Annotated in this window: 18 protein-coding genes and 1 riboswitch; of the genes, 13 read left to right on the top strand and 5 right to left on the bottom strand. The window is 67.0% G+C overall.

Annotation, left to right across the window (positions count from 1 at the left end):
- The 6 genes from QZS21_RS08580 to yfcE form a co-directional block, all read left to right on the top strand.
- Positions 1 to 1124, top strand: a 1124-nt coding sequence (locus QZS21_RS08580; protein ID WP_295582377.1) for a GGDEF domain-containing phosphodiesterase, incomplete at its 5' end; no start/stop codon positions are given.
- 98 nt (positions 1125 to 1222) lie between these two features.
- Positions 1223 to 2644: an extracellular solute-binding protein gene (locus QZS21_RS08585; RefSeq protein ID WP_295582379.1), complete on the top strand. Its 1422-nt coding sequence runs from the start codon at positions 1223 to 1225 to the stop codon at positions 2642 to 2644.
- Between the two features lie 38 nt (positions 2645 to 2682).
- Positions 2683 to 5676, top strand: a complete 2994-nt coding sequence (locus tag QZS21_RS08590; protein WP_295582381.1) for an EAL domain-containing protein — start codon at positions 2683 to 2685, stop codon at positions 5674 to 5676.
- Positions 5677 to 5776: 100 nt separating this feature from the next.
- Positions 5777 to 6202 carry an Rrf2 family transcriptional regulator gene (locus tag QZS21_RS08595; protein WP_295582383.1) on the top strand — a complete coding sequence of 142 codons (426 nt, stop codon included), beginning with the start codon at positions 5777 to 5779 and terminating at the stop codon, positions 6200 to 6202.
- A 203-nt stretch (positions 6203 to 6405) separates the two neighbouring features.
- Entirely contained in the window at positions 6406 to 7332 is a 927-nt protein-coding gene (cysK, locus tag QZS21_RS08600; protein WP_295582385.1) for a cysteine synthase A, read from the top strand.
- 110 nt (positions 7333 to 7442) lie between these two features.
- Positions 7443 to 7985 (top strand): phosphodiesterase, encoded by a 543-nt coding sequence (yfcE, locus tag QZS21_RS08605; RefSeq protein ID WP_295582387.1) that lies wholly within the window; start codon positions 7443 to 7445, stop codon positions 7983 to 7985.
- A gap of 505 nt (positions 7986 to 8490) precedes the next feature.
- Here yfcE and QZS21_RS08610 read toward each other — a convergent pair.
- Positions 8491 to 9597, bottom strand: a complete 1107-nt coding sequence (locus tag QZS21_RS08610; protein ID WP_295582389.1) for a M20 family metallopeptidase — start codon at positions 9595 to 9597, stop codon at positions 8491 to 8493.
- A gap of 166 nt (positions 9598 to 9763) precedes the next feature.
- A riboswitch (Lysine riboswitch) is annotated at positions 9764 to 9934 on the top strand.
- Positions 9935 to 10030: 96 nt separating this feature from the next.
- Between QZS21_RS08610 and dapA the strand changes: the two genes are divergently transcribed.
- The 6 genes from dapA to nifU all read left to right on the top strand — a co-directional run bounded on the left by dapA (position 10031) and on the right by nifU (position 15395).
- Complete coding sequence (dapA, locus tag QZS21_RS08615; protein ID WP_308589343.1) at positions 10031 to 10918, top strand: 4-hydroxy-tetrahydrodipicolinate synthase; 888 nt, start codon at positions 10031 to 10033, stop codon at positions 10916 to 10918.
- Positions 10919 to 10920: 2 nt separating this feature from the next.
- Entirely contained in the window at positions 10921 to 11634 is a 714-nt protein-coding gene (dapB, locus tag QZS21_RS08620; protein ID WP_295582427.1) for a 4-hydroxy-tetrahydrodipicolinate reductase, read from the top strand.
- Between the two features lie 17 nt (positions 11635 to 11651).
- Entirely contained in the window at positions 11652 to 12347 is a 696-nt protein-coding gene (gene dapD, locus QZS21_RS08625; protein WP_295582393.1) for a 2,3,4,5-tetrahydropyridine-2,6-dicarboxylate N-acetyltransferase, read from the top strand.
- A gap of 323 nt (positions 12348 to 12670) precedes the next feature.
- Positions 12671 to 13621 carry a ComEC/Rec2 family competence protein gene (locus QZS21_RS08630; protein ID WP_295582395.1) on the top strand — a complete coding sequence of 317 codons (951 nt, stop codon included), beginning with the start codon at positions 12671 to 12673 and terminating at the stop codon, positions 13619 to 13621.
- Positions 13622 to 13747: 126 nt separating this feature from the next.
- Positions 13748 to 14935 (top strand): cysteine desulfurase family protein, encoded by a 1188-nt coding sequence (locus tag QZS21_RS08635; RefSeq protein ID WP_295582397.1) that lies wholly within the window; start codon positions 13748 to 13750, stop codon positions 14933 to 14935.
- A 13-nt stretch (positions 14936 to 14948) separates the two neighbouring features.
- Complete coding sequence (gene nifU / locus QZS21_RS08640) at positions 14949 to 15395, top strand: Fe-S cluster assembly scaffold protein NifU (RefSeq protein WP_295582399.1); 447 nt, start codon at positions 14949 to 14951, stop codon at positions 15393 to 15395.
- Between the two features lie 39 nt (positions 15396 to 15434).
- On the opposite strand, the gene QZS21_RS08645 is transcribed toward nifU, so the two are convergent.
- Together QZS21_RS08645 and QZS21_RS08650 are read right to left on the bottom strand one after the other, a co-directional pair.
- Positions 15435 to 15854: a hypothetical protein gene (locus QZS21_RS08645; RefSeq protein WP_295582401.1), complete on the bottom strand. Its 420-nt coding sequence runs from the start codon at positions 15852 to 15854 to the stop codon at positions 15435 to 15437.
- Between the two features lie 79 nt (positions 15855 to 15933).
- On the bottom strand, positions 15934 to 16401 hold the full coding sequence (locus QZS21_RS08650; RefSeq protein ID WP_295582403.1) for a metallophosphoesterase: 468 nt from the start codon (positions 16399 to 16401) through the stop codon (positions 15934 to 15936).
- Positions 16402 to 16869: 468 nt separating this feature from the next.
- Between QZS21_RS08650 and QZS21_RS08655 the strand changes: the two genes are divergently transcribed.
- Positions 16870 to 17181: a hypothetical protein gene (locus QZS21_RS08655; protein WP_295582406.1), complete on the top strand. Its 312-nt coding sequence runs from the start codon at positions 16870 to 16872 to the stop codon at positions 17179 to 17181.
- 68 nt (positions 17182 to 17249) lie between these two features.
- Here the strand turns inward: QZS21_RS08655 and QZS21_RS08660 are convergent, their stop codons facing one another.
- Together QZS21_RS08660 and QZS21_RS08665 are read right to left on the bottom strand one after the other, a co-directional pair.
- Positions 17250 to 18389 (bottom strand): pyridoxal phosphate-dependent aminotransferase, encoded by a 1140-nt coding sequence (locus QZS21_RS08660; protein ID WP_295582408.1) that lies wholly within the window; start codon positions 18387 to 18389, stop codon positions 17250 to 17252.
- A gap of 141 nt (positions 18390 to 18530) precedes the next feature.
- On the bottom strand, positions 18531 to 20333 hold the full coding sequence (locus tag QZS21_RS08665; RefSeq protein WP_295582410.1) for a CvpA family protein: 1803 nt from the start codon (positions 20331 to 20333) through the stop codon (positions 18531 to 18533).
- Positions 20334 to 20610: the final 277 nt, after the last annotated feature.

Raw genomic sequence — 20610 nt, forward strand, 5'->3', positions numbered from 1 at the left:
TGCTGCAAGTGGCCGCGCTGCTGCGGGACCACTGCGGCGCCGACGCCGCGGCGGCCCGGGTGGGGGACGCCCACTTCGCCGTGCTGCGCCGGACCGCCGGCGGCGGGGAGCTGACCGTCTGGCTGAACACCCTCTTCTCCCTCCTCCACCGGGTGGACCAGGACCCAGCCGCCGGGCGCCGCAGCCTGGAAATCCACGCGGGGGTCTATGAGCTGACCCCCGCGGACCGGGACGCCGCCGCGGCGCTGTTCAACGCGGAGCAGGGCTGCTGGCAGGCCCGGGAGGCGGGGAAGGACTATCTCCTGGCCGGGGCCTCCCTCCTCAGTGCCTCCCATCAGCTCTCCAGGGACCTGTGGGAGAGCCGGCAGGCCCTGGACGAGCGCCAGTTCCGCCTCTTCCTCCAGCCCATCACCGACGCCCGCACCGGCAGCATCTACGGGGCGGAGGCTCTGGTGCGCTGGCAGCACCCCCGCCGGGGGCTGCTGGGGCCGGACCAGTTCATCGGCACCATGGAGCGGGAGGGCACCATTCAGCAGCTGGACTTCTACATGTTCGAAGAGGTCTGCCGCCTGCTGGCGTCACTGTCCCGGGAGGGGCTGGGGCGGCTACTGGTCTCCTGCAACCTCTCCGCCCAGACCATCGACACGGCGGAGTGCTTTCCCCGCCTCCGCGGGATTCTGGAGCGGTACGACTTCCCCCGGGGCAATTTGATTGTGGAGATCACGGAGAGCGTCCTCTCCCGCAGCCCGGAGACCCGCCTGGAAAACATCCGGGCGCTGCGGCACCTGGGCCTGCGCCTGGCCCTGGACGACTTCGGCAGCGGCTACACCTCCTTCAGCGACCTGTCCCTCCACGCCTACGACTACGTGAAACTGGACCGCAGCCTGCTGGAGGACTCCGGTGACGCCGACCGCCAGACCACCCTCTCCGGCCTCATCGACTTCAGCCACCGGCTGGGCCTCCGGGTCCTGTGCGAGGGGGTGGAGAAGGAGGCCCAGGCGGACCTCCTGGGACGCCTGGGCTGCGATTTGATGCAGGGCTACTACTTCTGCCGCCCCCTCCCCGCGGAGGAGGCCCGCCGGTTCTTTCTGCGCGAACCCGGCAAAAACGAAACCTTGCATTGAATTCTCCCGGGTTTTCTAGTATGATGGGTGCAGGCCGCCAAAATTTTCCGCTTCCGGCCTGCAATGCCGCCGTCAGGCGGTGAGAAAGGACGCTTGCTATGAAACGATTTCCCCTTCGGGCGGCCGCCGCGGCCCTCGCCCTGGCGCTGCTGTCCGGCTGCGGACAGTCCGTCCCCGCCTCTCCGGTCTCCCTCACCGTCTGGACCTACTACAACGGCGACCAGCTGACGGCCTTCAACGGTCTGGTGGACCTCTTCAACCAGACCGTGGGCACGGAGCAGGGCATCTACGTGGAGTCCTCCAGTTACGGCTCCGTGGAGGACCTGCAAGACAGCGTGCTCTCCGCCGCGGCCCAGGAGCCCGGCGCCCGGAACATGCCCAACATCTTCGCCGCCTACGCCGACACCGCCTACGCCCTGGACCAGATGGGCCAGGTGGTGGACCTCCAGAACTACCTGACCCAGGAGGAGCTGGACCAGTACGTGGACAGCTACCTGACGGAGGGCAGCTTCTCCGGCGACGGCAGCATCCAGATTTTCCCCACCGCCAAATCCACGGAGCTGCTGCTCCTCAACGCCACCGACTGGGCCCCCTTCGCCCAGGCCACCGGCGCCACGCTGGAGCAGCTCTCCACCATGGAGGGGCTGGTGGAGACGGCGGAGGCCTATTACAACTGGACCGACAGCGCCACCCCCGCCCCCAACGACGGCAAGGCCTTCTTCGGCTGGGACGCCATGGCCAACTACATGCTGGTGGGGGCCATGCAGATGGGCACGGAGATCTTCTCCGTCTCCCAGGGGCACATGACCCTGCACTTCCCCAAGGAGACCGCCCGCCGGCTGTGGGAGAACTTCTACGTCCCCTTCGTCAAGGGCTACTTTGAGGCCTCCGGCCGCTTCCGCAGCGACGGCGTGAAAACCGGCGCCATCATCTCCTTTGTGGGCTCCTCCTCCGGCGCCACCTTCTTCCCCACCCAGGTGATCGTCAACGACACGGAGAGCTATCCCATCGAGATGCAGGTCCTGCCGGTGCCCCGGTTCCGGGGCGGCGAGGCCGTGGCAGTGCAGCAGGGCGCCGGCATGGTGGTAACCAAGGGCTCAGAGGAGGAAATCCGGGCGTCGGTGGAGTTCCTCAAGTGGTTCACCAGCCCGGAGCACAACATCACCTTCTCCGTGGAGTCCGGCTATCTGCCCGTCACCAAGGCCGGCAGCCAGATGGACGCCATCCTCGCCAGCGGCGTGGAGATCAACGGCGTGATGGAGCAGATCCTCACCGTGGCGGTGGACACCGTGAACCAGCAGCGCCTCTACACCCCCAAGGCCTTCCCCGGCGGCACCGACGCCCGGGCCATTTTGGAGCACACTCTGCGGGACCGGGCCACCGCCGACCGGGAGGTGGTCCTGGAGGGGCTGGCCCAGGGGCAGGGCCTGGAGGAGGCCGCCGCCCCCTTCGTCTCCGACGCCTCCTTTGAGGCCTGGTACCAGACCCTGCTGGCACAGCTCCAGCCCTTTGCGGGCTGAGCGGCGCCCTATACCATACGATACGATAAAGACTGGTGATGACAGCGATGCACGAGAAGCCGAAAAGTAAATCCCTCTTCCGCACCCTCCTGCTCCCGCTGCTCTCTGTGCTGGCAGCGGAGGCGGCGCTTCTGCTGCTCAGCATCCCCTTCACCGGCATCAGCACCCGGCTGGACCAGAAATACCGGGACACCCTGTCCCAGCAGGTGTCCAACCGGGCCTCCTACCTGGAAAACTACATGGTCCACAACTGGTCCAACCTCTCCGTCCTGGCCTCGGACATCACCTCCGCCGTGCAGGACCGGCTGGCGGACGGCAGGCTGTCTCTGGAGGAGCTGTGCACCAGCGGGGGCGGCTGCTCCGCGCTGCTGCTGGACATCAGCGACGAGCTGATCTCCACCCTCTATGCCAGGCAGGTCAACGGCATCTACGTCATCTTCAACACCGCCGACCCCGCTTCCCTCCCCCAGGGGAGCGCCCTGCCCGGGCTGTACATCCGGGACCTGGACCCGGTCTCTCCCCCCTCCTCCCGGAACAACGATTTGCTGCTGGAACGCGCCCCCATTGAGGTGGTCAGCGCCATCTCCATCGCCACGGACAGCGGCTGGCAGCCCATGTTCTCCTACAGCCCGGAGGACGCCTATTTCACCCAGCCCTTCCAGACCGCCTACCACGCCGGAGTCTCCGCCGCGGACGCCGCCCTGTGCGGCTACTGGACCTCCGGCCTCTACACCCTGGGCAGCGGCGACCGCTCCGCCCTGTCCTACTCCATCCCCCTGATTCTGGACGACGGGACGGTCTGCGGCGTGCTGGGCGTGGAGCTGCTCACCGACTATCTCTACACCCTCCTGCCCTACCGGGAGCTGCTGGAGACCCAGCAGGGCGCGTACCTGCTGGCCGTGGAGGGAGAGGCGGAGAACACCGTGGTCCCCGTACTCTCCAACGGCAACCTCTTCTCCCGGCCCCTGCCCGCCGAATCCCTGTCCCTGGTCCCCCAGAGCGATGCCTGCTACACGCTGGAAAAAGAGGGGCGGGACTACTTCATCTCCGCCCAGTCTCTGTCCCTGTACCCCAGCGCCTCCCCCTTCTCCGGCCAGAGCTGGACGCTCCTGGGCATGGTCCGCTCGGACCAGCTCTTCGCCTTCTCCAAGGAGATCACCCACCTGCTGGCCACCGCCGCCTTTTTGACGCTGCTTGCCGGCGCGGTGTGCAGCATTCTGGTCAGCCGCCGGCTGGCCAGGCCCATCTCCCGCCTGTCCCAGGAGATCGTCCGCGCCCAGCGCCGCCAAAACGGCGTCCCCACCCTCCCCGGCACCGGCATCACCGAGATCGACCAGCTGTCCGACGCCTTCACTCAGATGAGCCGGGAGGTGGTGGACGTGTCCACCAAGTTTCTGCGGATCATGGACATGGCCAGCATCGAGCTGGGGGGCTACGAGCTGCGGGAGTCCACCGGCAGCGTCTATGTGACGGACAACTTCTTCTCCCTGATGGGCATGGACAGCGTGGACACCGCCGCCCTTAGCGCCGCCCGCTTCAGTGAGCTGCTGGACCAGCGGCGCCGCGCCCTCCAGGTCACCGCCTTCCCCGACGGCAGCCAGCTCTATACCATCCCCCTGCCCGACGGCGGCGTGCGCTATCTCCGCTTTGAGAGCACCCGGGAGGGCGAGCGCATGGTGGGCCTGGTGGAGGATGTCACCGCCGCCACGCTGGAGCGGCTCCGCATCGAGTACGAGCGGGACTACGACGCCCTCACCGGCCTGTACAGCCGCCGGGCCTTCTACCGGGAGGCGGGCAAGCTCTTCGCCCACCCGGACCGGCTGGGCCACGCCGCGCTGCTGATGCTGGACCTGGACGACCTGAAGGGCACCAACGACCGCTTCGGCCACGACTGGGGCGACCAGTACATCCGCAAGGCGGCGGAGTGCTTCTCCGCCAGCATTCCCCCCGGCACACTGTGCGCCCGGGTCTCCGGCGACGAGTTCTACATCCTCTACCACGGCTTCTCCGACCGCAGCAGCATCCGCGACGCCGTCCAGAAGCTGATGGAGACCGTCCACGCCGCCAGCATCCCCCTGCCCGGCGGCGATCCCCTCCCCGTCAGCGCCTCCGGCGGCGTGGCCTGGTACCCCGAGGACAGCCGCCAGCTGAGCGAGCTGATGAAGTACGCGGACTTCGCCATGTACCAGATCAAGGATGTGCAGAAGGGCGGGGTGGCGGAATTCGACCAGACCCTCTACAACCAGGACGCCTACCGCCTCCAGAGCCGCCGGGAGCTGAAGCAGCTGCTGGAGCAAGAGCTGGTGTCCTACCACTTCCAGTCCATCTTCCACGCCCGCACCGGCGAGATGCCGGCCTGCGAGGCTCTGATGCGGGTGGCGCTGCCCGCGCTGAACGACCCCGCCGCCGTGCTGCGCCTGGCAAAGGCGGAGGGCTGCTTGCACCAGGTGGAGCGGCTGACCATGTTCAAGGCCGCCGAGGCCTACCAGTCCCTGCTGGACCGGGGGCTGGTGCCGCCGGACATGCTGCTGTTCGTCAACTCCCTGGCCAGCCAGCGCCTGACGGACGAGGAGTTCGACGACTTCCACAGCCGCTTCCGCGCCCTGCTGCCCCACATGGTGGCGGAGATCACCGAGGAGGAGTCCATCGATCTGGAGGCCCTGGAGAGCAAGCGCAGGGCCCTGGACTTCTCCGGCATGTTCGCCCTGGACGACTACGGCAGCGGCTATAACAGCGAGAAAAACCTCCTGGAGCTGAACCCCAAATTCGTCAAGGTGGACATGGCCTTCATCCGGGGCATCGACACCAGCGTGGACCGGCGCCAGCTGGTGGCCAGCCTGGTGGCCTACGCCCACGAGCGGGAGATGTACGTGGTGGCGGAGGGCATCGAGACCGCCAGCGAGCTGCTGACGGTGCTGGAGCTGGGCGTGGACCTGCTCCAGGGCTTCTTCCTGGCCCAGCCCGCCCCCGCCCCGGAGCCCATCTCCCCCGCGGCGCTGGAGATCATCCGGACCTTCGCCCGGCGGTCCTGAGCTCTCTCCCCCCGCGCCGGCCGCTTGCTGCGCCCGGCGCCGCGCCGTTGCATTCCGGCTTACCAAGTGGTATACTGGGTCATCAGCGGAGGTGAACGACATGCTGATTTCCACAAAGGGCCGGTACGCCCTCCGGGTCCTGGTGGACCTGGCCGAGCACCCGTCCGACGGCTGGATTCCCCTGAAGGAGATTGCCCGGCGGCAGGAGATTTCGGAGAAGTACCTGGAGCTCATATTGAAATCCCTGGTGCGGGGCGGGATCCTCACCGGCGTGCGGGGCAAGGGCGGCGGCTACCGGCTGAACGGCCCGCCGGAGCAGTACACCGTAGGCGCCATCCTGCGCCTGACGGAGGAGTCCCTGGCGCCGGTGGCCTGCCTGAGCCGGGACGCGGCCCCCTGCCCCCGGGCGGCGGCGTGCCGGACCCGGGACCTCTGGGACGGGCTGGATCAGGTGGTTCGCACCTACCTGGACAGCCGCACCCTCGCCGACCTGATGGCCGCCCCGCCCGACGGGGACGGCCTTTGACCCGGCGCGCCCGGCGGAAGGAAAACCTTCCGCCGGGCGCCTTTTTTCTCCGCGGCGCTTGACAAACCCGGGGTTCCGGCTTATAATCCCTATTATCCTAGTTGAAAGATAGGTAATTGAGATGCACCTGTTCCCCCCCGTCTTCCGATGTCGCCTCCTGTCCCCGCCGTTTGACCGAAACATTTGACAGGAGGAACTTTTTGATGAGCCATATTTATACCTCAGCCGATCAGTTGGTCGGCCGCACGCCCCTGCTGGAGCTGACCCGCCTGGAGCAGGGCCTGGGGGCCCGGCTGCTGGTCAAGCTGGAATCCTTCAACCCCGCCGGGTCCGTAAAGGACCGCATCGCCAAGGCCATGCTGGACGACGCCGAGGCCAGAGGACTGCTGGGCCCCGGGTCCGTCATCGTCGAGCCCACCTCCGGCAACACCGGCATCGGCCTGGCCGCCGCGGCCGCCGTCCGGGGCTACCGCCTCATTCTGGTGATGCCGGAGACCATGAGCGTGGAGCGCCGCCGGCTGATGAAGGCCTACGGCGCGGAGCTGGAGCTCACCGACGGGGCCAAGGGCATGAAGGGCGCCATCGCCCGGGCCGAGGAGCTGGCCGGGACGCTGCCCAACAGCTTTCTCCCCGGCCAGTTCGCCAATCCCGCCAACCCCGCCGTGCACCGCTCCACCACCGGCCCTGAAATCTGGGAGGACACCGATGGCCAGGTGGACCTCTTCGTGGCCGGCGTGGGCACCGGCGGCACCCTCACCGGCGTGGGCGGATATTTGAAGGAGCAAAATCCCCGTATCCGGGTGGTGGCGGTGGAGCCCGCCGCCTCCCCCGTCCTCAGCGGCGGCGCCGCCGGGCCCCACAAAATCCAGGGCATCGGCGCCGGCTTTGTCCCCCCGGTGCTGGACTCCGGCGTTTACGACGAGATTTTCCCCGTGGAAAACGAGGACGCCTTCGCCGCCGGGCGGCTGCTGGCCCGGCGGGAGGGGATTCTGGCGGGCATCTCCTCCGGCGCGGCGGTGTGGGCCGCCATCCAGCTGGCCCGCCGGCCGGAGAACCGGGGCAAAACCCTGGTGGCCCTGCTGCCGGACACCGGCGAGCGCTATCTCTCCACCCCGCTGTTTGCGGAGTGAACCCTGGGCGGAACGGCACTTTGCCGTTCCGCCCAACCCGCGTTCCGGCGGTTGCATTTCCCGGCGGGGGACGGTACAATAGGGCCATCCCACCAAAGGAGACTGTTTCCATGAAACTGATGATCGCATCTGATCTCCACGGCTCCGCCCTGTACTGCCGCCGCCTGCTGGACGCCTTCCGCCGCTCGGGGGCGGAGCGGCTGGTGCTGCTGGGGGACCTCCTCTACCACGGCCCCCGGAACCCGCTGCCGGAGGGCTACGATCCCCCCGCCGTCACCGAACTTCTAAACGGCGCCGCCGGCCGCCTGCTGTGCGTCCGGGGAAACTGCGACGCCGACGTGGACCAGATGGTGCTCCGCTTCCCCATCCTGGCGGACTACGCCTTCCTGGCGGTGGACGGCCTCACCATCTGCGCCGCCCACGGCCACACCTGGGGGCCGGACAACCCGCCGCCCCTGTGCCCCGGGGATCTGCTCCTCTGCGGCCACACCCACCTCCCCGTCCGCCGGGACTGCGGCGCCTTCACCTATCTGAATCCCGGCTCTCTGTCCCTGCCCAAGGAGGGCACGCCTCACAGCTACCTGCTGCTGGAGGACGGCGCGTTCACCTGGCACGACCTGCTCAGCGGCGCCGCCTTCCAGCCCCTGAACTGAGCCGCAGAAAAAAGCCGCCCCTCCGGGCGGCTTTTTGGCGCCGGTCCCACGGCGCCCCCATGGAGCAGCCACCCTTTCCCGGGGCGGTCTTGTTCCAAAAGTGCCCGTGGCACTTTGGGAGAGCGCGGCGGTCCGCTTCGCGCTGACTGGCACACAAATTGCGTGCCAACAAGTCAAACTGGACGTCCAGCCGCGGTGTGTCCGCGACTGGACGCCCGGTTCTTCGCTTTCACCGCTTCGCGGCGGAAGGCCGCAGGACCCTTGCCAAGTCGCCCTCCCAGGCGGCTCTTTTCCACAAAGACGGCGCTTGCAAGCTGCCTTCACGGCAACTCCGCCAGATTCTGCAAAAACGCCGTCCCTCGGGACAGTACCGCTCCGCCGTTAAAGTCAAAGGTAAAGCCCGGTTCTTCGCTTCCGCCGCTCCGGCGGCAGAAGACCACAGGACTTTTGCCGAACCGCCCTCCCGGCAGCCCTTCTCCACAAGGGCGGCACCTGTCAGCCGCCCTCACGGCAGCTCCATCAGACGCTGCAAAAACGCCACCCCTTGGGGCAGCACCGCTTCGTCGTCAAAGGTAAAATCCGGTGCATGGAGCTCCGACGCGTCCCCGGTCCCCAGGAAGAAAAACACCCCCGGCACCCGCTGCTGGTAGAAGGAGAAGTCCTCCGCCGCCAGAGCCGGCGCCTCCAACGCCGCCGGGGCGTCCGGTCCCAGGGCCCGGCAGACCGCCCCGTACAGCCCCTCGTGGTTCCACACCGCCGGATACCCCTCGTTGAGAAACACCTCCACGCCGCAGCCGCTCTCCGCCGCCAGCGCCCGTCCCAGCTCCTCCAGGCCCTCCCGGCAAAAGCGGTAGGTCTCCTCCCGGTAGGTCCGCAGGCTCCCCTCCAGCACGGTCTTGCCGCTGACGGCGTTGCGCACCGTGCCGGAGACCATTTTGCCGAACCGCAGCGCCCGGGGCTCCTCTGGCGGCAGGCGGTCCACCAGCCCATAGGCCCGCTGCAAATAGGCGGCCCCCGCCGCCAGGGCGTCCAGCCCCTCCGCCGCCCGGCTGAGGTGGACACTCCGCCCGGTGATGGTGACGGTGACCTCGTTGGCCCGGGCCATCAGGGGGCCGGGGCGGGAGGCCACCGCCCCCGCCGCCAGGCCGGGCCACAGGTGCAGCCCGAAGACCCGCTCCACCCGGTGCGCCTCCAGAATCCCCGTCTCACACAGCCGCCGGGCGCCGCCGGTGGTCTCCTCAGCGGGCTGGAAGAGGAGGAGAACGTTCCGGGGCAGGTCCCGGAGGCGGCCCGCCGCGGCCTCCGCCAGAGCCAGGGCCATGGCGGTGTGGCCGTCGTGGCCGCAGGCGTGCATCCGCCCGGGATGGCTGGAGGCATAGGGCAATCCGGTGGCCTCCGCGACGGGCAGGGCGTCCATATCCGCCCGGAAGGCCACGGTCCCCTCCCGTCCGGCGTCGAAAAAGGCGCAGACACTGCCGGGGATGGGGGCGGAGACGGCGCAGGGTAGTCCCTCCAACACGGAGCGGACGTAGGCGGTGGTCTCGGGAAGCTGGTCGTCCAGCTCCGGGATGCGGTGCAGGACCCGGCGGTGGCGGACGGCGGTTGGGAACATGGGCAGGACCTCCTGTTACTCGATAGCAACAATATAGCACGCCGGGGCGGGCGGGAACAGGGGAAACCCGGATTTTGTCGCATTTCACAAGAGTTTTTTCCCGGACGCCGCCAATTTTTTGAAAATTTCTCTTGAAACGGCGGCGGTGAGATGGTATGATAGCCAAAAATGAGATAGAGGCGCGGATGCGATGGACCCCCGGGAGCCGGCAGGCGAGGAACGGGGAGAGGGCAAATCCGCCGAACCTCTCCGACGGGCGCGGAGGAGGGGTGGGGCCGTTGGGGAACACCCGCGGGACTGTCTGCGGCGGAAACGCCGCAGGGGCGCTATCCGCTTACAGAGACTCCTTGTCTTTTTGGACGGGAATAGGCTGTCGGTAGGAGCGTGTCTCTACCGACTTTTTATTTTATCAAAAAGTATGGAGGGCACACACATGAAGTTCGACCATCTGAAGGGGTCCATTGTGGCCATGGTCACGCCGTTCCACGAAGACGGCAGCGTCAATTTCGAGGTGCTGACGGAGCTGCTGGAGCGGCAGATCGCCGCCGGCACCGACGGCATCCTCACCCTGGGCACCACCGGCGAATACTCCACCATGACCCACGAGGAGGACGCCGCCGTGGTGGCCCACACCATCCGGGTGGTAAACGGCCGGGTGCCGGTGATGGTGGGCAGCGGCTCCAACTGCACCGCCACCCAGGTGGAAAAGAGCATCCAGTACCAGGAGATGGGAGCCGACGCCCTGCTGCTGATCTCCCCCTACTACAACAAGGCCAACCCCGAGGGCATGTACCGCCACTTCGCCGAGACGGCGGACCGGGTGCAGATTCCCTGCATCCTCTACAACGTCCCCGGCCGCACCGGCTGCTCCATCCCGGTGTCCGTGGTGGAGCGGCTGAGCCGCCACTCCAACATCGCCGGCATCAAGGAGGCCTCCGGCGATATGAGCTACGCCATGCAGGTGGCCCGCTGCGTGGGGCCGGACTTCGCCCTCTACTCCGGCAACGACGACATCACCGTGCCCCTGCTCAGCGTGGGCGGCAGCGGCGTCATCTCCGTCTACGCCAACGTGATGCCCGCCATGTGCCACCAGATCGTGGCGGACTACCTGGAGGGCCGCCAGGCCCAGGCGGTGGCCAACCACCTGCGGTATCTGGAGGTGATGAACGACCTCTTCCTGGAGGTAAACCCCATCCCCGTCAAGACCGCCATGAACCTGATGGGCCTGCGGGTGGGTCCCATGCGCCTGCCCCTGTGCGACATGGGCGCGGACCACGCCGCCGTGCTGCGCCGCGCCATGGAGGAGGCCGGTCTGCTGTGAGAATGCTGCTGATCGGCCGGGGCAAAATGGGCAGGGGGATCGAGGAGACCGCCCGGGCCGCCGGGGACGAGATCATCGCCGCCCTGGGTCATGACGATCTGGACCGGCTGGGCGGGTTGGGACGGGTGGCGGACGTGGTCATCGACTTCTCCCGCCCGGAGGCCCTGGCGGAGGTGTGCGCCTACGTCCAGCGGACCAAGACCCCCCTCCTCTCCGGCACCACCGGCTATACCCCAGACCAGCTGGCCCGGCTGGAGGCCCTGGGCACCGCCGTCCCCGTGCTGTGGAGCGCCAACTACTCCCTGGGCGTGGCGGTGTTCGTCCGGGCCCTCCAGGCGGTGAGCGGCGTGTTGCAGCCGGACTTTGACATTGAGATCACCGAGACCCACCACAACCAGAAGGCGGACGCCCCCAGCGGCACCGCCAAGCTGCTGCTGGCCGCCGTTGACCCCCGGGGCGAGCTGACGGCGGTGTACGGCCGGGAGGGCAACTGCGGCCGGCGGGGGGCCCGGGAGGTGGGCATCCACGCCCTCCGGGGCGGCACCGTGGCCGGGACCCACACCGTCCACTTCTTCGGCCCCGACGAGGAGCTGGAAATCACCCACCGGGCCGCCAGCCGCCAGATTTTCATCAACGGCGCACTGCACATGGCCCGGCTGCTGCCCGGCAGGCCCGCCGGGGTCTACGACCTGCAAAAAATTCTATTCAAAGACTAAATGGTGAGGAGACGCCTATGAATGCCCAGGAGATCATCGACTATATCGCAACCTCTGAGAAAAAGACCCCTGTCAAAGTCTACGTGAACACCACTGCCCCGGTGGACTTCGGCGCCGCCAAGGTGTTTGGCCGGGAGGGCAGCTATGTGGTGTTCGGGGACTGGAGGGACCTCCAGCCCGTTCTGGAGGCCAACGCCGCCCGCATCACGGACCTGGTGGTGGAGAACGACCGGCGCAACTCCGCCGTGCCCCTGCTGGACATGAAGCAGGTGCAGGCCCGCATTGAGCCCGGTGCCATCATCCGGGAGAAGGTGGAGATCGGCGAGGGCGCCGTCATCATGATGGGCGCCGTCATCAACATCGGCGCCGTCATCGGCAAGGGCACCATGATCGACATGGGCACCGTGCTGGGCGGCCGGGCCATGGTGGGCGACCACTGCCACATCGGCGCGGGCACCGTGCTGGCCGGCGTGGTGGAACCCGCCTCCGCCACCCCCGTCGTGGTGGAGGACAACGTGGTGATCGGCGCCAACGCCGTGGTCATCGAGGGCATCCGCATCGGCGAGGGCGCCGTGGTGGCCGCCGGCGCCGTGGTCATCGAGGACGTGCCCCCCCGGGCCGTGGTGGCGGGCAGCCCCGCCCGCATCGTCAAGATGAAGGACGAGAAGACCGAGGGCAAAACCGCCCTGGTGGACGCCCTGCGCAACCTGTGAGATCGCTGATCCCCCCGCCTTGGGGCGGGGGATCAAGCTGCCGAGCGGCGTTCGTTCGGGAAAGCTGCGGCCCGCTGCGGGCCGCACTTGCAGGCCGGAAAAACTGCTCCGCCGCGCACACGCCGCGGCAAAACAGGCACTCCTCTGCGAACCCCCGCCGGGCTGCTCCGGCGCCCCGGGCCCTCCGCCGCAAGGCGGGGGGCTTTCGCTTTTTATGGAACCTCCAAATTTGACTCCCAAATTTTGGCGGTTGGCGGACAAGTTCCGGTTGTCACGGCCCGGGCAACTGTGCTATGGTAAAAGCACAATAAGGGGGAGTGCGTATGCTGACGCTGGATTTCATCAATGTGGGCAATGGGGACTCGATTCTCATCCGGGAGCTGCAAGGCGGCGCCCAGCGCTTCGCCATGCTGGTGGACTGCGGCCACGACAACCTGATCCGGGACGACCACCCCGCCCCCCGGGACCCCCGCTCCTGCCGCATCTATGCCGGGGACTTCCTGGCAAAGCAGGGGGTGGAGCGCCTGGACGTGCTGCTGCTGACCCATTTCCACCGGGACCACATCGGGGGCCTGGACCGGGTGCTGGAGGCCGCCGCCGTGGACCGCCTGCTCACCCCCTACGTCCCCCCGCTGGACGCCCCGCCCCTGGACCCGGACGGCGATCCCGCCCTGCCCAAAGCCGCCCGGAACGTGCTGCGGTGCGCGGAGCTGTACGCCGGGGCCCTGCGGCGGCACCCCGGCCGCATTCGGGAGCTGGTGGAGCTCTCCGGCGACCGCACGGAGCGCCTGGCGCTGACGGAGGACCTGCGCATGGACATCCTCTTCGGGGAGCCCGCCCTCTACCCCCGCCAGCGGGCGGTGTACGACGCGGCCTTCCGGGGGGAGCGGAACGGCTATGACCTGGTCCACTGGGGCAAATCCATGAACGTCTCCAGCCTGCGCCAGCGGCTGTACTACCACGGGCGGGAAGTCGTCCTGGGCGGCGACGCCTACGCCCACATGTGGGAGACGGACACCGCCACCCCCTGCGACATTTTGAAGGTGCCCCACCACGCCTCCCTGTCCTCCACCACCCGGAAGCTCCTTCTGCTGCTCCGGCCCAAAACGGCGGTGGTGTGCGTGGCGGCGGACCGGCCCGACGAGCGGCCCCACCCCTACATCCTCTCCCTGCTCCGGGAGTTCACGCCGGACCTGCGCTTCACCGACGCGGTGGACCTCCCCGGCCTGGCGGAACCGGCGTTCCACGAATCCGTCCACCTGGAGATCGACTGACCCCGGACCGGCTTTGGCCGGTCCCTTTTCTGTTTGGGAGGTCCCGGGCTAAACTCATACTTGACAAGTGGGATTTCTTGTGGTATCACTATATCATAGTAAAAAGATAGGAATAGGAGGAATTCTATGTACGTCTATGCGGACAACGCCGCCACCACCGCCGTCAGCGAGACGGCCCTGGCCGCGATGCTCCCCTGCTTTCAGGAGGTCTATGCCAATCCCTCCAGCCTCCACAGCCCCGGCCAGCGGGCGGCGGAGAAGCTGGCGGCGGCCCGGGCGCTCTTCGCCCGGCACCTGAACGCCTCCCCCCGGGAGATCACCTTCACCTCCGGCGGCAGCGAGGCCGACAACCAGGCCCTCCGCAGCGGCGCGGCCCTGGGGGCCCGGCAGGGCAAGCGCCACCTGGTCTCCACCCGGTTTGAGCACCACGCCGTCCTCCATACCCTCCAGGCGCTGGAGAAGGAGGGCTTCGAGGTGACGCTGCTGGACATCCCGCCCGACGGCGTGGTGACGGCGGAGCAGGTGCGCGAGGCCCTCCGGCCGGACACCTGCCTGGTCTCCGTCATGTTCGCCAACAATGAGATCGGCACCGTGCAGCCCATCGCCGAAATCGGGGCGGTGTGCCGGGCGGCGGGGGTCCTCTTTCACACCGACGCCGTGCAGGCGGGGGGCGTCCTGCCCCTGGACGTGGAGGCCCTCCAGGTGGACCTGCTCTCCCTCTCCGCCCACAAGTTCCACGGCCCCAAGGGGGTGGGGGTGCTGTACGCCAGACGGGGCGTCCCCCTGGCCACCGTCCTCTACGGCGGCGCCCAGGAGCGGGGCAAGCGGGCCGGCACGGAGAATGTGCCGGGCATCTGCGGCGCGGCGGCGGCCTTTGACGAGGCCTGCGTCCAGATGGAGCGGAATCGGGCCTATCTGACGCCCCTGCGGGACAAGCTGATCGCCGGCCTCACCGCCATTCCCCACACGGTCCTCAACGGGGACCCGGTCCGGCGCCTGCCGGGGAACGTGAACGTCTGCTTTGAGGGCGTGGAGGGCGAGTCCCTCCTGCTGCTGCTGGACGACCGGGGCATCGCCGCCTCCTCCGGCAGCGCCTGCACCTCCGGCTCCCTGGACCCCAGCCACGTGCTGCTGGCCCTGGGGCGGCCTCACGAGGTGGCTCACGGGTCCCTGCGCCTCAGCCTCAGCGCCTGGAACCGGCCGGAGGAGATCGACCACATTCTTAAGACCGTGCCGGAGATCATCGCCTACCTGCGGAACATGTCCCCGGTGTGGGACGAACTGGAACAGGGCCTGCGGCCCCACCTGATTTGAAAGGAGTATCCCTATGGCATTATACAGTGAGAAAGTGATGGACCACTTCCGCAATCCCCGGAACGTGGGCAAGCTGGAGGACGCCGACGGCGTGGGCGAGGTGGGCAACGCCAAGTGCGGCGACATCATGCGCATGTATATCAAGGTGGACCCCGCCACCCAGATCATTACCGACGTGAAGTTCAACACCTTCGGCTGCGGCAGCGCCATCGCCACCAGCTCCATGGCCACGGAGCTCATCAAGGGCAAGCCCATCTCGGAGGCCCTGGCCCTGTCCAACAAGGCGGTGGTGGAGGCCCTGGACGGCCTGCCCGCCCAGAAGCTCCACTGCTCCGTCCTGGCGGAGGAGGCGGTCCGGGCCGCCGTCCGGGACTACTTCGACCGCAGCGGCATCCCCTACGGCGACGAGCTGCGGGAGTGCCCGGGCCACTGCGACACCTGCGGCCACGAGCACGGCTGAAAAACGCCCCCGGAACTTTCGTTCCGGGGGCGTCCCTTTTCAGTCCTTGGGGTCCTCTTTTTCGTGGAGGCGGATGGTGTCCTCCGGATCGCCGTCGGCGGAGGGATAGCAGTCGGCGTAGGCCTCGTCGAAGTTGGCCTGGTTCTGCTCGTTGTTGGGGGTCATCCGTTTGATGGAGAGGACAAAGGCCAAAATCATGCCGAAGAGATATCCGGCGGTGGCGGCTATGGGCGTAAAGTGGATCACCAGGACGGTAATCAGCGCCACCAGGACGATGACCGTCACAGAGACCAGCAAAATCCGGCGGTGGGCCCGCTTGAGATCAAAGGCGGGGTTTTCCCGGTACCGCCGCTTGGCCAGGGGGACAGATGAGAACAGCGCCACCAGCGCCTGGATGCCGATGGCGGCCATCACCACGAAGCCGCCGGCCGCAGCGCCGAAGAAGTAGGGGATATTCATAAGGCTCCTCCTGTTTTGAACGAGAAAATCGTTTCTAACAAGATAGTATACACGTATTTTGTCCGTTTGGCAAGTAGGGCTACTCCAGCAGCGCCGTGCGGCCCGTCACCCGGCCGCCGCTGATGGTGACGACGGCGTAGGAGGGGCGGAAGGGGTCCCCGATGCTGCCCGGGTTCAAAAAGAGGGTCTTGCCCCGCTTGTCCACCGCCGGGCGGTGGGTGTGACCGTAGAGAAAGAGGTCCAGGTCCCGCTCCTCCGCGGCCAGGCCCGCGGCCACCAGGGACTGCTTTACGCCGTAGGTGTGGCCGTGGCACAGCAGCAGGCGCTTGTCCTCCAGGCAGAGGAGCTTTTCCGCAGGCTCCCCCGGGCGGAAGTCGCAGTTGCCCGGCACCTGCTCAAAGGGGATGCCGGGAAAGCGCAGGTGCAGCTCCCAGCCGTCCCGCCAGCAGTCCCCCAGGTGGAAAATCATCCGGGGGGCGGCCTGCTCCACCGCCCGCTCCATGTTGGAGAGGATTCCGTGGGAATCGGAGAGGATCAGAATGTTCATGGCGGCGCTCCCTTCCTGGAAATGAGACCAGTATACGCCCCTTCCGGCCGCGGCGCAACCAAAACGGCATCGGAAATTTTTTTCGCCGGGGGATTGACAAACCGGGCCGGAGCTGGTATATTATATGCATAGTTAGTTTTAGCTAACTTCGTGCAGCCGGCGTGTTGCATCCCCGGCCGGAGCCTTCCGTCCCGATCCTCACGGAAGCCGCTCCGCCGGACCGCGCCGAAAGCAACTGTGCAGACCTCCGATTTGTGCCGTACGGACCCGCGGATAGGCAGCCGCGGGTCCGTACCCGCGTTTTCTCCTCTTGTACATCCCGATCAACGAAAGGGGGCCGCCGGTTTTCCGGCGGCCCCCTTCCCTATAAAAATCAGTGGCCTGCTTTGGAGGGGCGGTTCGCCGTGCCCCGTTTGACAGACCGGGGCGGATTTGGTATGCTGGTGGGGCGAGAGAAAGGAGCGGCCCATGGACGAGCAGTTTGATTTTTTAAATGTGAGCTTTTTCACCAAGGCCTCGGTGTACCCGGGGAGCCTGGGCACCTTCCGCTACCGGTTCCAGCGCACCGGCTGGCCGGGAAAGCCGGACTCCACCGTGCAGGCCTGGGTGTATGAGAACGTCAGCTTTGAGCTGGCTCAGGACGTGGAGACGGAGACCTTCCCCTGGACGGAGGAGGGCGTGGAGGCGCTGAAGGCGTGGCTCCGGCAAAAGCTGCAGGAGCGGGGCACCGCCCCCTACCGCATCCCCTATCCCCCCGCACAGGCCCCGGAGAACCCATGAGAAAAGCCCGCCGCACGGCGGGCTTTTCTCATGGGGAACACGCTTTTTCTGGGGGACGGGCGCGGCGCTCAGCGCAGCGTCCCGATAAACCGCTCCACCCGGTCCAGCCCCTCTTTCAGGTCCGCGTCGGAGTAGCAGTAGGACAGCCGCATATATCCCTCGGTGCCGAAATACACGCCGGGAATCAGGCCCACCAGCCCCTCCACCAGCATCTTCTGGCAGAAGGACAGGGAGTCCATGCCGTACTTTTGGATGTTGATGAACATGTAAAACGCTCCCTCGGGCCGCTGGACCTCCAGCCCCATATCCACCAGCCGCCGGTAGACCGCGTCCCGCCGCCGCCGGAACGTCTCCACCACGCCGCTGGTGTCGCTCTTCAGCGCCGCCGCGCAGGCGGGCTGGACGAAGGAGGGGGCGGAGACCACGCTGTACTGGTGGAAAATCTGCATCCGGTCCCGGATGGGGGCGTCCGCCAGGCAGTAGCCCAGGCGCCAGCCGGTCATGGCATAGGGCTTGGAGAAGCTCTGGATGACGATGATCCGGTCCCGCATGTCCTGATACTCGGAGAAGCTGTGGTAGCCGTCCGTATAGACCAGGGTGCGGTACACGTCGTCGCACAGGACGAAGATGGGCCTGTCCTTCAAGATGTCGTGGACGGCGTCCAGGGTCTCCTTCGTATAGATGCAGCCGGTGGGGTTGTTGGGGGAGGTGAGGATGACGGCCTTGGTCCTGGGGGTGATGGCCCGCCGCAGCTGCTCTGGGTCGATCTGGAAGCGATTGCGCTCCGTGGGCAGCGCCACGGGCACGCCCCGGCAGAGCTGGGTGATGGACTCGTAGAGGCTGAAGGCCGGGGTGGGGATGATCACCTCGTCGCCGGGGTTCAGCACGGTGGAGAGGGCGAGAAACAGGCTCTCCGTGGCGCCGATGGTGAGGATGATCTCCTCGGGGGAGTAGTGCAGGCCGTGGGCCCGGGCCTCAAATTCGGAGATGGCCTCCAGCATATAGGGATAGCCGTTTCCGGGGGGATAGTGGGTGTCGTTGGCGTCCAGGGCGGCCTTGGCGGCCTCCTTCACCGCGTCGGGGGTGTTCAGATCCGGCTCCCCGATGGTCAGGGCGCAGGCGCCGGGGGTGTCCCGCACCTGAAAGGTAAACCGGCGGATGCCGGAGAGCTCTACGCCTAAAACGGCGCTGTTCAACGTCAGGTCCATGGGTCTCACGCTCCTTTTTGGAATAATCCCAGTATATGCGCCCGGAAAAGGGATGTCAACGCCGTTTTCCCCAAAAAAGGGAGCGCCCCAATGGGGCGCTCCCTTTCCTGTTCTTTCCTTTTTGGGGCCTCCGAAAGCCGCTTACGCACCGGGGTTCGGGCCCTCCTCCCCCTCGAACCAGAAGTCCCTGGCGGGGACGATGCCGCTTGCCGGGAACTCGGCGGCGTTCAGCGTGTAGGTGTACCAGATGCGGTCCCCCACGTCCAGCAGCACCGCTCTGGGCACCTCCGCCGCGGAGAAGTCCAGATACCCCACGCCGTGCTCCATCCGCACGAAGTAGTGGGTGTCTCCGCCGATGACGGCGGAGCGGATTTCCGAGATGACGCCGGTCTCCGTCTGGTTCTCCCCGGCGGTCACGTCCGCCTCCCCGGCGCCGATGAGGCCCGCGTGGGCCAGGGCCTGGCGGTAGTTCACCTCGCAGTCCGCCAGGGTGCCGCCGGTCTCCACGATCTGGTACTGCTCCACGTTCACCATGGCGTACATCTTCACCAGGCCGTCGTTGCCCTTCAGAGCCATGAAGTAGGTGGGCTGGTCCGCGATGTTCAGCAGCAGCGGGAAGGTGGCCTCGTAGCGCATCTGCTGGACCTGGCTCTGGGCGGAGTCCATGGCGGAGGTCTCCGTGGCGCCGGCGATGGGATAGAAATGGGTCTCCTTGGTCCGCTGGTTGGAGAGGATGAAGCCAATGTTGGACTGGTCGGAGGTGACGGAGGTGACGCCGGTGTACATATACACGTCGTCGTTGATGGCGATATAGTTCCAGCCCTCGGTGGTCAGTGTCACGTCCCGCTGGCCGAACATGGAGTTCAAAAAGCCGTTGTGGTACATGCCGTAGTAGTCGTACTGCTCCATGATGATGTCGTAGGAGTACACCCGGTCCACCCAGTTGGGGACCTCCTCGTAGTACTGGCTCTCGCCGGTGATGGCGTTGACCAGCACGGCGCCCTGGACGTCCTTGCCGCCGAAGAGGCCGATGGTCTTGACGATGCGGGAGCAGACCCAGTAGGGCACGCCCTGGTCGTCGATCTCAAACACCGGGTCGTCGAACATCATGGTGGGGTAGTGGAAGCGGATGTGGCGGGACAGATTCCGGCCGAAGTGCTCGGCGGGGGTGTACTTCATGCCCTCCTCCAGGCGCACCACCTCCGCCTCCTGGGTCACCATGTCGATGATGAGGTAGGCGGGCAGGCCGGCGGAGCGGTTGGTGAACCACTTGATGAGATCCCCGTAGGCCAGGGAGGTCACCCGCACCGGGCGGCCCTGGTAGTTGATCTGGGTGTAGGTGGGCAAAATCTCAAACTGAGACACCATGTCGCTCAGCTCGCCCAGCTTCCGGCTGCCCAGGCGGGCGGCGGAGTCCGCGTCCAGCATGGGAATCTGGTCGTAGGAGATCTCCTCGATCTCCGCCGTGAAGTCCCCGGTCTGGATGGGCAGCAGCTGGCTGTACGCCCCCGCCCGCAGCACCACCCAGGAGCTGAGGGCGCCCAGGGCGATGGCGGCGATCAGGGCGATGAGCGCCACGAAGGGTACGGTGCACTGCTTTTTCACAAAGTGGATATACCCCTTCGCCCCGTCCCCCTGGAAACCGGAGGTCAGCACCGCGCAGCCGCAGTACACGGCGCACAGCAAAAAGGCGAAGACGTAGAACTCCTCGGCGTGGAGGTTGATGGCGGGCAGCTCCACATAGAAGTAGGCCAGCCCGAACAGCAGCGTCACGCCCAGGTTGATGAGGGTCCGGGTGAAGGCGTTGCCGATGGCCTTGCGGGGCTTTCTGGGCTTCCGGGGCGCGGCGGCGCCGCCCTCCCCGCCGCCGGGAAAACCGCCGGGGTTGAAGCCGCCGCCGAAGGCGTTGGGGTCGAAGCCGCCGAAGTTGAATGTGAACGGCATGGTAAAATTCCTTTCCTGTCCATGGTTTGGGAACCGGTTAACGCAGCACATAATGGAACCAGTATAGTCTATTCTGCCCCAAAAGGCAATGAACTTGTTGTGAATTTCCCCGATTCTTCCAAACATACCGTCAAAAATTGCCCCCCGGGAGGCGGCTGTCAGCAGTCGAAACAGCCTGGCGGCCAGCGCAAAGAGAGGGATGCCCTGCCGCGGCGTGTGCGCGGCAGAGCATCCCTCTCGGCCCGCAAGTGTGCGAACCGTGCACGCAGGCGGCCCC

Source organism: uncultured Oscillibacter sp., assembly GCF_900544955.1.
GTDB lineage: Bacteria > Bacillota > Clostridia > Oscillospirales > Oscillospiraceae > Oscillibacter.

Bases quoted from the DNA above. Each gene is read 5' to 3' on its own strand.
- QZS21_RS08585 (WP_295582379.1), top strand. From the start codon at position 1,223: ATGAAACGATTTCCCCTTCGGGCGGCCGCCGCGGCCCTCGCCCTGGCG.
- QZS21_RS08590 (WP_295582381.1), top strand. From the start codon at position 2,683: ATGACAGCGATGCACGAGAAGCCGAAAAGTAAATCCCTCTTCCGCACC.
- QZS21_RS08595 (WP_295582383.1), top strand. From the start codon at position 5,777: ATGCTGATTTCCACAAAGGGCCGGTACGCCCTCCGGGTCCTGGTGGAC.
- cysK (WP_295582385.1), top strand. From the start codon at position 6,406: ATGAGCCATATTTATACCTCAGCCGATCAGTTGGTCGGCCGCACGCCC.
- yfcE (WP_295582387.1), top strand. From the start codon at position 7,443: ATGAAACTGATGATCGCATCTGATCTCCACGGCTCCGCCCTGTACTGC.
- QZS21_RS08610 (WP_295582389.1), bottom strand. From the start codon at position 9,597: ATGTTCCCAACCGCCGTCCGCCACCGCCGGGTCCTGCACCGCATCCCG.
- dapA (WP_308589343.1), top strand. From the start codon at position 10,031: ATGAAGTTCGACCATCTGAAGGGGTCCATTGTGGCCATGGTCACGCCG.
- dapB (WP_295582427.1), top strand. From the start codon at position 10,921: ATGCTGCTGATCGGCCGGGGCAAAATGGGCAGGGGGATCGAGGAGACC.
- dapD (WP_295582393.1), top strand. From the start codon at position 11,652: ATGAATGCCCAGGAGATCATCGACTATATCGCAACCTCTGAGAAAAAG.
- QZS21_RS08630 (WP_295582395.1), top strand. From the start codon at position 12,671: ATGCTGACGCTGGATTTCATCAATGTGGGCAATGGGGACTCGATTCTC.
- QZS21_RS08635 (WP_295582397.1), top strand. From the start codon at position 13,748: ATGTACGTCTATGCGGACAACGCCGCCACCACCGCCGTCAGCGAGACG.
- nifU (WP_295582399.1), top strand. From the start codon at position 14,949: ATGGCATTATACAGTGAGAAAGTGATGGACCACTTCCGCAATCCCCGG.
- QZS21_RS08645 (WP_295582401.1), bottom strand. From the start codon at position 15,854: ATGAATATCCCCTACTTCTTCGGCGCTGCGGCCGGCGGCTTCGTGGTG.
- QZS21_RS08650 (WP_295582403.1), bottom strand. From the start codon at position 16,401: ATGAACATTCTGATCCTCTCCGATTCCCACGGAATCCTCTCCAACATG.
- QZS21_RS08655 (WP_295582406.1), top strand. From the start codon at position 16,870: ATGGACGAGCAGTTTGATTTTTTAAATGTGAGCTTTTTCACCAAGGCC.
- QZS21_RS08660 (WP_295582408.1), bottom strand. From the start codon at position 18,389: ATGGACCTGACGTTGAACAGCGCCGTTTTAGGCGTAGAGCTCTCCGGC.
- QZS21_RS08665 (WP_295582410.1), bottom strand. From the start codon at position 20,333: ATGCCGTTCACATTCAACTTCGGCGGCTTCGACCCCAACGCCTTCGGC.